We start from the raw sequence: 12,242 nt of genomic DNA, 5'->3' as shown, positions 1-12,242 counted from the left end.
GCAAAACTAAATATTCCTGGACGTCTGCTGTGTCGGACCTTGCCGCTCGCTGAAGCACGGCTCCGATCGGCCACGTCGCCGAATTGGGGGTCGACACGGGTGACCGATCTCACTGAGGCTCAGTGCGTGAAGACGTCGACCCCGGCGCTCAACGCGACCAAGCAGACGACGAACGACGACGCCGCCCACACCACGGCATGGCGCTTGGTCTCCATGGCGACCATCGCCGCGATGACGGCGCAAAAGAGAGATCCCACGAAGACGGCGATGGCCGGTCCACCGTGAGGGACGACCGCCATCGCTGCGGGGTGGTGAGCATGGTGCATGGTGGCACGCAGACCACCTCGGGGAGCTGTGGATTGGCTCGCTGCTGGCTGAGACGGGCTCAGCTACCGGGCCACTCGCCGGTCCACCGTTCGAAGGCGCGGGCGCCCTGGCGGTCGATGACCGTCTTGACCACCGAGTAGACGACGCCCTGTACGGCGGCGGCCAGCAAGATCTCCTTGAACGGGTACTCGGTCTGTAAGGCCGTCGGCGGGTCCGGCTTGTCACCTGGGCTCGCCCGCTTCCATACCTGCTTGAAGATGGCACTGGCCACCAACCCGCCAAGAATCGAACTGACGAGTCCCACGGGGCGGTAGAGGAGCTTCGCCGTGGCCGACGGTGGGGTTGTACTCATCATCTCCTCCTGGTCGCGAGGCCGGATCCGTCGCGTGACGGCGGCGTTCCCCCTGTGGGCACCGCATTACCTACCTGTGCGGGGTCAATCCCGACGGGGTTGGTCCTTCTCATCGGACTCGTCCTCGGACTTCTGCTCGGAGTCGGCGTCCTCGTCGTCCTCGTCCTTGGCGTCGTCGGAGCCCTCCTTGGCATCCTCCTGACGTCGCCCACCCACCTCGAGCACGGCCCAATGACTCGGGGAGACGTAGACGGACCACTCACCGTCGCGCCGTCCCATCTTGAGCACGCCGTCGTCGACCTCCCACGCCGTGTCGTCGTCGTAGTCGGTCTCTTGTCCGTCGGAATAGGTCAATGTGAATGCCATGGAAGCGAGCCTGCCACCGCGGCGGCAGCTTCGTGGCAGGCCCGCGAAATTCGTTCAAGATCATTCATCGTGCTGTGCCAGTGGCGTTTTCGTCGACGTTTGATCCCGGCCAAGCCTGCGCTCACACTGACAGGGTGCCCACCCCGCCCGAAGACGTCGATCCCTTCGTCAGAGTCGTCGGATCGCAGGTCCACAATCTGAGGACGGTCGACGTGGCGGCGCCCCGCGATGCGTTCGTCGCGTTCACCGGTGTGTCCGGTTCCGGCAAGTCGTCGTTGGCCTTCGGCACGGTCTACGCCGAGGCGCAGCGCCGATACTTCGAGTCCGTCGCGCCCTATGCTCGGCGACTGCTGCTGCCCGCCGGCGCCCCGAAGGTCGACGACATCACGGGTCTGCCACCCGCCGTCGCCCTGCAGCAGCGCCGCGGCGCCGGGACCTCGCGGTCGACGGTCGGCACCGTGACGACGTTGTCGAACCTGTTGCGGATGCTCTACTCCCGGGCCGGCACCTACCCGGCCGGCGCCACCGTCCGGCTGGACTCCGACTCGTTCTCGCCCAACACCGCAATCGGTGCGTGCCCAGAGTGCCACGGCCTCGGCCGAATTCACCGCGTCACCGAAGCGACGCTCGTTCCGGACCCGACGCTCACGATCCGAGAGGGCGCCGTCGCGGCGTGGCCGGGAGCGTGGCAGGGACAGAACCTGCGCGACATCCTCATCACCCTCGGCCACGACGTCGACGTGCCGTGGCAGAAGCTCCCCAAGCGCACCCGCAACTGGATTCTCTTCACCGACGACCAGCCGACGGTGGAGATCGATCCAAGCCAGCATCCGGTCACCGCGGATTACTTCTACAACGGCACGTTCTCCAGCGCCGAACGCCACGTGCGGCACACGCTGGCCAACTCGCAGAGCGCGATGATGCGTCGGCGCGTGCTGCAATTCGTCGACGCGGTCGACTGCCCGATGTGCGGCGGATCGGGGTTGCGGCCCGAGGCGCTCGGCGTCACCTTCGCCGGGCACACGATCGCCGAGCTGGTGACGATGCCGCTGACCGCGTTGGCCGCGGCGTTGGAGCCCGCGGCGAACCGGGTCGACGTCGACGCGGCCTACGAGTCCATCGAATCCGGGGAATTCACCGAGGTCGCCACGATGATCGCGGCCGACCTCGTCGCGCGGATCCGGGTGCTGCTCGACCTCGGTCTGGGCTATCTGAGTCTCAACCGGCGGACGCCGACGGTCTCACCCGGTGAGCTGCAACGCCTACGGCTGGCGACGCAGTTGCGGGCGGGGTTGTTCGGCGTCCTGTACGTGCTCGACGAACCGTCGGCGGGATTGCATCCCGCCGACGCCGAACCGTTGCTCGACGTCTTGGATCGACTTCGGCGCGCGGGCAATTCGCTGTTCGTGGTCGAACACGACATGGACGTGGTCCGGCGCGCCGACTGGATCGTCGACGTCGGTCCCGGCGCGGGCGAACTCGGCGGCGAGGTGCTCTACAGCGGACCCGTGCCCGGTCTGGCCGCCGTGTCCGCCTCGGTGACCCGCCGCTACCTGTTCGGCGACGCGTCGGCGAAGCCGCGGGCGGCGCGCGTGGCCTCCACGTCGCTGCACCTGCGCGGGGTCAACTTCCACAACCTGCGTGATCTGGAGGTGCGGATCCCGCTGGGGGTGTTCACCGCCGTCACCGGGGTGTCCGGATCGGGCAAGTCGACCTTGGTTTGCAAGGTCGTCGGAGACGTCCTTGCCCGCCATCTCGGCCACGTCACGACCGACGACGCCGAGGGCGGCGACCCGGTCGACATCGACGCGGGAGTCGCCGACGCCGACGTGGATGCCAGCGTCGGGGTGACGGCCGAGGGAGTCGAGTTCGTCGACCGGTTGGTCACCGTGGACCAGAAGCCCATCGGACGTACACCGCGATCCAATCTCGCGACCTACACCGGCATGTTCGACGCGGTCCGCAAGGTGTTCGCCGGCACCGAGGAGGCGCGCCGACGGGGGTGGAGCGCGGGTCGGTTCTCCTTCAACGTGGCGCAGGGGCGCTGCCCGACCTGTCAGGGCGAGGGGTTCGTGGCGGTCGAATTACTATTTCTGCCAGGCACTTACGCACCATGCCCGACCTGTCACGGCGCCAGGTACTCCGCGGAGAACCTCGAGGTGCGCTACCGCGACCGCACCATTGCCGACGTCCTGGCCATGACGGTCGACGAGGCGGCGGTGTTCTTCGCCGACGTGCCGGCCGCGGCGCGCAGTCTGACCACCCTGGTCGACGTCGGCCTGGGCTATCTGCGGCTGGGGCAGCCCGCCACCGAACTGTCCGGCGGTGAGGCGCAGCGCATCAAGCTGGCAACGGAGTTGCAGCGGACCCGCCGCGGGCACACGTTCTACGTCCTCGACGAGCCGACGACCGGTGTGCATCCCGCCGACGTCGAACTCTTGGAGCGCCAGTTGCACCTGCTGGTCGACGCCGGACACACGGTGGTCGTCGCCGAGCACGACATGGGGGTGGTGGCGGGCGCCGACTGGGTGGTCGACCTCGGACCCGGCGCGGGCGAGCACGGCGGGCGCGTGGTCGCGGCAGGGACACCGGAGCACGTCGCGGCGTCGAGGGACAGCCGCACGGCGCCCTATCTCAAGGCGAGACTGCGCTAGTCAGTTCTCGGCGCGGTGTCGGCCGCGGTAGGAGCCGACCTCGGCCGAGGAGGCCTTGGCCGGGGTCCACCCGTGTCCGAAGAGTTCCAGGGAGGGGTCGCCGACGGGCGGAGTGAACCCCATCGTGTGGCCACCCTCCCGCAGTGAGTTAGCCACGAGGTCGTCGCGTTCGATCACGACGCCCATTTACCCCGTCGTCAACGGTCGTCAAACCACGATTTCGTGACGACGGGTCCGCCCACACTCAGGCCCTAGCGAAGTCCGACGGCGTGAACTCACCCGCGCCGAGCTTCGACTCGATCTCCTCCAGGCTCCGACCTGTCAGGTCCGGCATCCTGAAGTAGACGAACAGCCAGGCTGCGACGTTGAACAGCCCGTAGAGCCACATCGACGGGCCAACTCCGATGCCGCTGATCAACGTCAGCAGCGTCAGGGTGATCAACAGGTTGGTCCCCCAGAGCGCTGCGGATTGGGCCGCGGTGCCGGCCGGCCGCACCGCCAGCGGATAGGTCTCCGAGCCGGTGAGCCAGCCCATCAGCTGCAGCCCACCGGCGTTGAACAGCATGAACACCACGAGGCAGGCGATGATGAAGGGCACGGACTCGCGGCCACTGTTCCCGGACACGAACAGCCAGCCGAGGACGAACAAACTGAGCGCCGCCCCGGGAATCATGATCAGGGTGAGGCGTCGCCGGCCCACCCGGTCGATGATCGCCAGCCCGACCAGTTGGGCCACCAGGTAGCTGACGCCGAGGGCGACCGAGACCTCCAGTGCCACCGATTCGGAGAACCCGTTGTCGGTCAGGATCGTCGGGGAGTAGTAGATGATCATCTCGATGCCGCTGAGCTGAGTGAAGACGGCGATGCCGCAGCCCAGGATCAAGGCCGGCCGCACCCACGCCGCTCGCAGCCCCGACCAGCCGCGAGTCTTGGCCGTCTTCTCCTCGTGGGCCAGGTCGGCCATCTCGTCGAGTTCGCCGTACACGTCGTAGCCCGAGGGGCGGACTCCGTCGAGCACGCCACGGGCGTCGTCCCTGCGCTCCTGCTTGACCAGCCAGCGCGGGCTCTCGGGCAGGCGCAGCAGCAGAACCAGCATCAGCGCCGCAGGCACCGCGGCGGCTCCGATCGACCACCGCCATGGAATCGACTCCGAGGCCCCGACGATGGTCGCGATCACGATGCCGACGCCAATTGCGATCTGAAAGCAGAGCACCAGGCGTCCGCGATACTTCGGCGGGGCGAGTTCTGCGACGTACATCGGGGCGGTCTGTGTGGCACCGCCAACGGCGAAGCCGAGGACCAGCCGCCCGACCGACAGCAACACGGGGTTGGGGGCCAACGCACACCACAGCGACCCAACGGCGAAGACGACGGCCAGCATCACCAAAGTGCCCTTGCGGCCGCGTCTTTCGGAGAGTTGACTGCACGTCAGCGCGCCGATGACGGCACCGAGCAGGATGCTCGCGGCGATGACCTGCTTCCACGCCTCCGCGATTCCGAAGTCCTTGGTGATCTGCAGCAGGGCGCCGGAGATGATGCCGGTGTCGTAGCCGTAGAGCATGCCGGAGACCGCGGAGACCAGCGCGACCACCACCACCGCCCCCGTCAGCTGGCCGGGTGCGTTCTCTCGAGCCTCCGTCGACCCCGTGGGTGCGCTCTCGGTCGAACCCATGCCGCGGCCCTCCAGCCTGTTGACGTCGTCGTCTCGGTGGTGCCGAACTGTGTTACCCACCCGTGGGCGACTCAATCCTCGGGCGACGAATGGGGGCTCCACATACGAAGACGCCCACCTGGGAGCGGGGCTCCGAGGTGGGCGTCGTCGATTCGTAGGGGCGACCCCGTGGATCAGCGGGCAGGCTGAGCCAGGGCGGTCTTGTGGTGGCGCTGCAGCAGGAAACGGATCCAGCGGACGTCGATGATCATGTGGTGTCTTCCTTCGCTCAGGCGGACTTGGTGAGGATGGGGAGGATGCGGCGACGTTCGCCAGCCACGTCCGAGAAGTGGTGCAGCGCATCGGGAACCGACGGGGTGGCCGGGAAGACGTCGTCGACGCCGCAGAGGCGAAGCGTGCGCGACACGGCCTGGCTGATCACCAGTGACCACTCGTCGCCGGCGGCGAAGCAGGCCTCGTCGATGGCGTCGAGCAATTCGATGCCCTGGGCAGCGAAGGAGTTGACGCCGCTGAGATCGAGGATGAAGGGCTTCTCGGCGATGATGCAACCCTTGGCCTGGGCGACCACCTGTCCGACGTTCACCTCGTCGATGGATCCGGTGATGGTCAGCACGGTGGCGAGCTGGCGGCACTGCTTGTGGAGCTCGGCGCCGTTGCATTCGACGGACGGATTTCCATAGCGGAAGCGGGAATTCGTCGATGAGCTGGTGCTCGTTGCGATCATGGCACTGCCTCCCTTCGGTAGTTGCCGAATGAGTTGGCGGCGTCGCCGTCACTTCGACCTGAAACCCAAGGTAAGGGGCCAAAATAAGGTACCGGGGAGTAACTCCTAAAACATCGTTAAGACTTCCGCGGCGCCCGACAGCAAACCGCCCGGGGGAGCAGTCAGCTCCGGCGGCCCTGACCGCCCGTGTAGCCCTTCCATGGGGAGTAGTCGGCGATGAGCGATTCCTGCGGCGGCCGTTGACCTTCGGGCACGTGCTGCAGGTTGATCCGCACCCGATACCAGATCGAACTCGGACCGCGCATGCCGTCGACGAGCACGTCGACCGGAGTCAGCCGGTCGGCCGCGGCCGGGTACTTGGCCTTCCACGACTCCAGGGCGGCCATGGCCTCGTCCTTGGTCTTGGTCCTGGCGATCTCGATGAGGGGCTTGGTGGACACGCGGTTACCGGCCCCGTCACCGCCCCGGCGAGCGCCCTTGGGCGCCTTCTCGGCCGGCCCCAACTCCTTGGCCAGGGCGAGCAACCCCTCGAGGCCGCCGGTGGCGTCGTCCATCCCCTCCCACGGGTCGCCCATCTCGGCGAAGCGCTGCGGCACGGTCGCGACGGTGAAAGCCTCCGGCCGGCAGCCGGGGACCTCGTCCCACCGCAGCGGCGTCGACACCCGGGCGTCCGGCCGCGAGCGCACCGAGTACGCCGAGGCGACGGTGCGGTCCTTGGCGTTCTGGTTGAAGTCGACGAAGACGCCCTCGCGTTCTTCCTTCCACCACCTGCTGGTCGCCAAATCGGGTGCGCGCCTTTCGACTTCGCGTGCGATCGTCTCGGCGGCCAGCCGGACCTGCCGGTAGGGCCACCTTCGTTCGATGCGGGCGTAGACGTGAAAGCCCTTCGAACCCGATGTCTTGGGCCACGCCACGAGGCCGTAATCGGTCAACACGTCGCGGGCCACCAGGGCCACGTCCACGATCTGGGCCCACTCCACCCCGGGCATGGGGTCGAGGTCGACGCGCAACTCGTCGGGATGTTCGAGGTCGTTGGCGCGTACCGGGTGCGGGTTGAGGTCGACGCAGCCGAGGTTGACCGCCCACGCCAGACCGGCGGCATCGGAGAGCACCGCCTCCTTGGCCGACGTGCCCGAGGCGTACTTCAGCTCGGCGACGTCGATCCACTCGGGCCTCTTCTCGGGTGCCCGCTTCTGGAAGACGGCCTCCTCGCCGATGCCCTTGACGAACCGCTTGAGGATCATGGGGCGTCCGGCCACCCCGCGCAGGGCGCCGTCGGCCACCGCGAGGTAGTACTCGATGAGGTCCAGCTTCGTGACCTCCGCCCGCCCGTCGGCGGCGGGGAAGACGACCTTGTCCGGATTGGTGACGCGCAGGACTCGACCGCCGACGTCCATCGACAGCGCAGCGGCCATGACGACGATGGTAGATGCGCGTTCGGTCATGCACGTTCGGTCGGGCACGCGCACCCGCATGCGACGACGGTCACATATTGTGGGGCCATGCCCAACCTCACAGAGCTGCCTCTGCACGCAGCGGCCAAGGTTCAGCAGTACCTCGAACGAGGTTCTGCCGAGTTGCACTACGCCAGGAAGATGTTCGAGGCGGGCGCCCTGAAGGTCGAGCCGCCGCAGAACGTCGCCGCCATGCTCGCCGACATCCGGCGCTGGGGCGAGATCGGGATGATTCCGGCGCTCAACGCGCGGCGCAATCCCACCGGCACGGCCATCATCGACGACGACGGGGAGGTGACGTTCGCCGAACTCGACGAGGCGGCCAACGCCGTCGCCCACGGTTTGATCGGGATGGGCGTGCGGGGCGGTGACGGGGTGGCGCTGCTGATCCGCAACCACCGCTGGTTCCTCATCGCCCTCTACGGGGCCGCCAAGGTCGGCGTGCGCCTGATCATGCTCAACAGCGAGTTCTCCGGTCCGCAGATCAAGGAGGTCTCCGAGCGCGAGGGCGCGAAGTTGATCATCCACGACGACGAGTACACGAAGGCGTGCGCGTCTGCCGAGCCGGAGCTGGGCAAGATCCGTGCGCTGCCGACCAATCCGGACAAGCCCGACCAGCCGTCGGAGAGCACCGACGAGACCTTGGCCGACCTGATCCGCCGCAGCAAGGCCGGCCCGCCGCCGAAGGCGAGCGCGCACTCCAAGATCATCATCCTGACCAGCGGCACCACCGGTACTCCCAAGGGCGCCAACCGAAGCAGCCCACCGTCGTTGGCCCCCATCGGCGGCGTGCTGTCGCACGTGCCGTTCCGGTCGGGTGAGGTGACGTCGCTGCCGGCACCGATGTTCCACGCCCTGGGCTTCCTGCACGCGACCATCGCCATGATGCTGGGCAGCACCCTGGTACTGCGGCGCCGCTTCAAGCCCGACACCGTGCTCGCCGACATCGAGGCTCACCGGGTGACCGCCGTGGTCGTGGTGCCGGTGATGCTGTCACGGATCCTCGACGAGTTGGAGAAGACGAGTCCCAAGCCGAACCTGTCGAGTCTGCGCATCGTCTTCGTCTCCGGGTCGCAGCTCGGCGGCGAGCTCGCCACCCGGGCGCTGAAGGATCTCGGCCCCGTGGTCTACAACCTCTACGGGTCGACGGAGATCGCGTTCGCGACCATCGCACGGCCGAAGGATCTTTCGATCAACCCGTCGACGGTGGGACCCGTCGTCAAGGGCGTGAAGGTCAAGCTCTTCGACGACAACGGCAAGGAGGTGGCGCCGGGTGAGGTCGGCCGCATCTTCGTGGGCAACACGTTCCCGTTCGAGGGGTACACCTGCGGCGGTCACAAGGCGATCATCGACGGCCTGATGTCCTCCGGCGACGTCGGCTACTTCGACGAGCACGGCTTGCTCTACGTCAGCGGCCGCGACGACGAGATGATCGTCTGCGGTGGCGAGAACGTCTTCCCCGCCGAGGTCGAGGATCTGATCAGCGGGCACCCGGAGGTCGTCGAGGCCACGGCGCTCGGGGTGGAGGACGAGGAGTGGGGCCATCGGCTGCGCGCCTTCGTCGTCAAGACCGAGGGCGCCTCGGTCGACGAGGACGCCATCAAGGCCTACGTCAAGGACAACCTGGCGCGCTACAAGGTGCCGCGCGAGGTGATCTTCCTCGACGAGCTGCCGCGCAACCCGACCGGCAAGATCCTCAAGCGCGAGCTGAAGGACATGGGTCCCGAGGCGGAGCAGAAGTCGGACTAGGCCCCGACACGTGTGAATCCTCTGCGGAATCGCGCTCGAACTTCCGCAGAGGATTCACGATCGTGGCTAGGAGGCGGTCGGCGTGGCGCCCAGGACCCGCTGGAGGTCGGGCTTCATCGCCTGCAACTGCTGGCCCCAGTAAGGCCAGTCGTGGGTGCCGTCGTCCGGGAAGTTGAAGACGCCGTTCTTGCCGCCAGCTGCGATGTAGTCGTCCTGGAACGTGCGGTTGGTGCGAATGGTCAGGCCCTCGAGGAACTTCGCGGGCAGGTTGTCGCCGCCGAGATCGCTCGGGGTGCCGTTGCCGCAGTAGATCCAGATGCGAGTGCCGTTGTTCACCAGTTGCTGGATGTTGACCATCGGGTCGTTGCGCTTCCAGGCGCTGTTCGGGTCCTCCGTGGCGCCCCACATGTCGTTGGCCTTGTAGCCACCGGCGTCACCCATCGAGACGTTGATCAGGAACGGCCACGACCCCTCGGACGGGTTCAGGAAGCCAGACAGCGAGCCGGCGTAGATGAACTGCTGCGGGTGGTAGATCGCGAGTGTCAACGCTGCTGAACCGGCCATCGACAACCCGACCGCGGCGTCGCCGGTGGACTTCACCTGGCGCTGGTCGGCGAGGTAGGCGGGCAGTTCCTGGGTCAGGAACGTCTCCCACTTGTAGGTCTGGCAGCCGGTCTTGCCGCAGGCCGGCTTGTACCAGTCGCTGTAGAAGCTGGACTGGCCGCCGACGGGCATGACGACCGACAGACCCGAGTTCAGATACCACTCGAAGGCCTGGGTGTTGATGTCCCAGCCGTTGAAGTCGTCCTGGGCGCGCAGGCCGTCGAGCAGGTAGACCGCGGGAGAGTTGGGACCGCCGCTCTGGAATTCGACCTTGATGTCGCGGCCCATGCCGGCTGAGGGCACCATCAGGTACTCGACTGGAAGGCCGGGCCTGGAGAAGGCGTTCGCGGTGGCGGCGCCGCCGGCGAACCCGACGAACACGGGTAGCAGAACTGCCATGAAGGCCGTGATGACGAACCGGCGCACGATGATCTCCTCTGGTGTCGAACTCAGTGGCGTCAACGGTCGCATGCGGACCTGTCAACATCTCGTGGCCCGAGGAATAGTCACGGCGTCCAGGTGGTAGTACACGGACGTGCTCATCGACCTGACTGGAAAGACCGCCCTCGTCACCGGCTCCACCCAGGGCATCGGCCTGGCGATAGCGAAGGGTCTGGCCGCCAGCGGCGCCCGCGTCGTCGTCAACGGACGCACGGCGGCTCGGGTCGACCAGGCGGTGGCCGGTCTCACCGGTGACGTCGTGGGCGTCGCGGCCGACGTCACCACGGCTGACGGCGTCTCGGCGCTGGTCGACCAATTGCCCGAGGTAGACGTGCTCGTCAACAATCTCGGTATCTTCGGTGCGGCACCCGCCCGCGAGATCTCCGACGACGAGTGGCGTCGCTACTTCGACGTCAACGTGCTGTCGGCGATCCGGTTGATCCGCACCTACCTGCCCGGGATGACGGAGCGTGGCTGGGGACGGGTGCTGCAGATCGCCAGCGACTCGGCGATCGTCATTCCGGAGGAGATGATTCACTACGGCACCTCGAAGACGGCTCTGCTGGCGGTCTCTCGCGGGTTTGCCAAGGACGCTGCGGGAACCGGAGTCACGGTCAACTCCGTCATCGCCGGGCCCACCCACACCGCGGGCGTGGAGGACTTCGTCTACCAGTTGGTCGACGCGAATCTGTCGTGGGAGGACGCGCAGCGCGAGTTCATGCGCACGCACCGCCCGCAGTCGCTGCTGCAGCGCCTGATCGAACCCGACGAGATCGCCAACATGGTCACGTATCTGAGCTCGCCCCTCGCCTCGGCGACCACCGGCGCGGCGGTCCGCGTCGACGGCGGGTACGTGGACTCGATCGTCCCCTAGACTCCTTGCCATCACGTCGACGTGATCTGGCCGGTGCACGGTTTTGGCGGCAGCCCGTCCGGGTAAGGATGGGCCGAGACGATGCGCTTGCCGCGTTTCCCCCCGACACGAGACCGAAAGCCGTGGTAAGCCCATGAGACGCGAAGTTGGCGCGCAACTGCAGGTCGAGGTATTCGACACCACGACACTGGAATTCCAGATCGCCGTGGCACCCCAGCCCGGTGCCGAGGTGACCGAGGAACTGTCCTTCACCCTGAACGGCAACGCCGTCGAGCCGATCGAGCTGATCGGCCAGCACGGCACTCGCATCCACAAGTTCGAGGCCGGCAAGGGCACGGTGCTGGCGAACTACTCGGCCACGGTGATCGGCGAGGCCGAGCCGGCCCCGGTCACCGAGATCGACCTGTCGACGTACCTGCGGCCCAGCCGTTACGCCGAGGCCGACAAGTTCTACGGTTTCGCCGCAACGGAATTCGGCAACGACGCGAAGTCGACGGCGCTGCTGGAGAAGGTTTCGTCGTGGGTGGGCACCCGGTTGCAGTACGTGCCGGGCTCCAGCGATCCCATCGACGGGGCGGCCGACACCGTCCTGGCGGGCACGGGCGTGTGCCGTGACTACGCGCATCTGGTGATCGCCCTGCTGCGCGCGGTCAACGTGCCCGCCCGGCTCGTCGCGGTGTACGCGCCGGGTTGCTACCCGATGGACTTCCACGCCGTCGCCGAGGCCTACGTCGACGGCATGTGGCGCGTCGTGGATGCGACGTGTCTGGCGCCGCGGCAGACGATGGTGCGCATCGCCACCGGCCGCGACGCCGCCGACACCGCATTCCTCGACAACCATGGTGGTGGGATCAACCTCACCAGCATGAACGTCAACGCCTGGGTCGAGGGCATGTTGCCCCTGGACTCCGTGGAGGAACTCGTCTCGCTGGGCTAGTGTCCTGAGTCGTTAATTGCGGCCTAGTTGTTAGACTGGGTCATGCCTACTCCGCATGCCGTCGAGATCGTGTTGAGCGCTGATGAGCG

Annotated in this window: 12 protein-coding genes; 4 read left to right on the top strand and 8 right to left on the bottom strand. The window is 67.3% G+C overall.

All coding sequences use genetic code 11. The features are described 5' to 3' along the window. Positions 1 to 119: 119 nt before the first annotated feature. The 3 genes from ABZ195_RS17340 to ABZ195_RS17330 all read right to left on the bottom strand — a co-directional run bounded on the left by ABZ195_RS17340 (position 120) and on the right by ABZ195_RS17330 (position 1,045). Positions 120 to 299 carry a hypothetical protein gene (locus ABZ195_RS17340; RefSeq protein ID WP_355219843.1) on the bottom strand — a complete coding sequence of 60 codons (180 nt, stop codon included), beginning with the start codon at positions 297 to 299 and terminating at the stop codon, positions 120 to 122. An 86-nt stretch (positions 300 to 385) separates the two neighbouring features. After that, complete coding sequence (locus tag ABZ195_RS17335; protein WP_355219841.1) at positions 386 to 679, bottom strand: DUF4235 domain-containing protein; 294 nt, start codon at positions 677 to 679, stop codon at positions 386 to 388. Between the two features lie 84 nt (positions 680 to 763). Next, a complete protein-coding gene (locus ABZ195_RS17330; protein ID WP_355219839.1) occupies positions 764 to 1,045 on the bottom strand; it encodes a hypothetical protein in 282 nt (93 codons plus the stop codon). A gap of 134 nt (positions 1,046 to 1,179) precedes the next feature. On the opposite strand from ABZ195_RS17330, the gene ABZ195_RS17325 reads away from it, so the two are divergent. Further along, the gene (locus ABZ195_RS17325) at positions 1,180 to 3,699 is read left to right on the top strand and encodes an excinuclease ABC subunit UvrA (protein WP_355219838.1); all 2,520 of its coding nucleotides are present in this window, start codon (positions 1,180 to 1,182) and stop codon (positions 3,697 to 3,699) included. Here ABZ195_RS17325 and ABZ195_RS17320 read toward each other — a convergent pair whose 3' ends face one another. From ABZ195_RS17320 to ABZ195_RS17305, 4 genes are all read right to left on the bottom strand, one after another. After that, positions 3,700 to 3,885: a hypothetical protein gene (locus tag ABZ195_RS17320; RefSeq protein ID WP_355219836.1), complete on the bottom strand. Its 186-nt coding sequence runs from the start codon at positions 3,883 to 3,885 to the stop codon at positions 3,700 to 3,702. It lies immediately after the preceding gene. 58 nt (positions 3,886 to 3,943) lie between these two features. After that, positions 3,944 to 5,371, bottom strand: a complete 1,428-nt coding sequence (locus tag ABZ195_RS17315) for a sugar porter family MFS transporter (RefSeq protein ID WP_355220321.1) — start codon at positions 5,369 to 5,371, stop codon at positions 3,944 to 3,946. 268 nt (positions 5,372 to 5,639) lie between these two features. After that, entirely contained in the window at positions 5,640 to 6,095 is a 456-nt protein-coding gene (locus ABZ195_RS17310) for an STAS domain-containing protein (RefSeq protein ID WP_355219834.1), read from the bottom strand. Between the two features lie 161 nt (positions 6,096 to 6,256). Further along, positions 6,257 to 7,510 carry a DNA polymerase domain-containing protein gene (locus ABZ195_RS17305; protein WP_355219832.1) on the bottom strand — a complete coding sequence of 418 codons (1,254 nt, stop codon included), beginning with the start codon at positions 7,508 to 7,510 and terminating at the stop codon, positions 6,257 to 6,259. An 87-nt stretch (positions 7,511 to 7,597) separates the two neighbouring features. On the opposite strand from ABZ195_RS17305, the gene fadD2 reads away from it, so the two are divergent. After that, positions 7,598 to 9,298, top strand: a complete 1,701-nt coding sequence (gene fadD2 / locus ABZ195_RS17300) for a long-chain-fatty-acid--CoA ligase FadD2 (RefSeq protein WP_355219831.1) — start codon at positions 7,598 to 7,600, stop codon at positions 9,296 to 9,298. A 66-nt stretch (positions 9,299 to 9,364) separates the two neighbouring features. Here fadD2 and ABZ195_RS17295 read toward each other — a convergent pair whose 3' ends face one another. Further along, positions 9,365 to 10,300: an alpha/beta hydrolase family protein gene (locus ABZ195_RS17295; protein ID WP_355220320.1), complete on the bottom strand. Its 936-nt coding sequence runs from the start codon at positions 10,298 to 10,300 to the stop codon at positions 9,365 to 9,367. A 136-nt stretch (positions 10,301 to 10,436) separates the two neighbouring features. On the opposite strand from ABZ195_RS17295, the gene ABZ195_RS17290 reads away from it, so the two are divergent. Together ABZ195_RS17290 and ABZ195_RS17285 are read left to right on the top strand one after the other, a co-directional pair. Then, the gene (locus tag ABZ195_RS17290; protein ID WP_355219829.1) at positions 10,437 to 11,216 is read left to right on the top strand and encodes an SDR family oxidoreductase; all 780 of its coding nucleotides are present in this window, start codon (positions 10,437 to 10,439) and stop codon (positions 11,214 to 11,216) included. Positions 11,217 to 11,349: 133 nt separating this feature from the next. Further along, the gene (locus ABZ195_RS17285; protein ID WP_355219827.1) at positions 11,350 to 12,153 is read left to right on the top strand and encodes a transglutaminase family protein; all 804 of its coding nucleotides are present in this window, start codon (positions 11,350 to 11,352) and stop codon (positions 12,151 to 12,153) included. Positions 12,154 to 12,242: the final 89 nt, after the last annotated feature.

This window comes from Mycobacterium sp. NPDC006124, from assembly GCF_040614235.1.
Classification (GTDB): Bacteria; Actinomycetota; Actinomycetes; order Mycobacteriales; family Mycobacteriaceae; genus Mycobacterium.
This window is presented reverse-complemented; position numbering and strand designations above follow the sequence as displayed.

Bases quoted from the DNA above. Each gene is read 5' to 3' on its own strand.
- fadD2 (WP_355219831.1), top strand. From the start codon at position 7,598: ATGCCCAACCTCACAGAGCTGCCTCTGCACGCAGCGGCCAAGGTTCAG.
- ABZ195_RS17330 (WP_355219839.1), bottom strand. From the start codon at position 1,045: ATGGCATTCACATTGACCTATTCCGACGGACAAGAGACCGACTACGAC.
- ABZ195_RS17320 (WP_355219836.1), bottom strand. From the start codon at position 3,885: ATGGGCGTCGTGATCGAACGCGACGACCTCGTGGCTAACTCACTGCGG.
- ABZ195_RS17295 (WP_355220320.1), bottom strand. From the start codon at position 10,300: ATGGCAGTTCTGCTACCCGTGTTCGTCGGGTTCGCCGGCGGCGCCGCC.
- ABZ195_RS17315 (WP_355220321.1), bottom strand. From the start codon at position 5,371: ATGGGTTCGACCGAGAGCGCACCCACGGGGTCGACGGAGGCTCGAGAG.
- ABZ195_RS17340 (WP_355219843.1), bottom strand. From the start codon at position 299: ATGGCGGTCGTCCCTCACGGTGGACCGGCCATCGCCGTCTTCGTGGGA.
- ABZ195_RS17310 (WP_355219834.1), bottom strand. From the start codon at position 6,095: ATGATCGCAACGAGCACCAGCTCATCGACGAATTCCCGCTTCCGCTAT.
- ABZ195_RS17285 (WP_355219827.1), top strand. From the start codon at position 11,350: ATGAGACGCGAAGTTGGCGCGCAACTGCAGGTCGAGGTATTCGACACC.
- ABZ195_RS17335 (WP_355219841.1), bottom strand. From the start codon at position 679: ATGAGTACAACCCCACCGTCGGCCACGGCGAAGCTCCTCTACCGCCCC.
- ABZ195_RS17305 (WP_355219832.1), bottom strand. From the start codon at position 7,510: ATGGCCGCTGCGCTGTCGATGGACGTCGGCGGTCGAGTCCTGCGCGTC.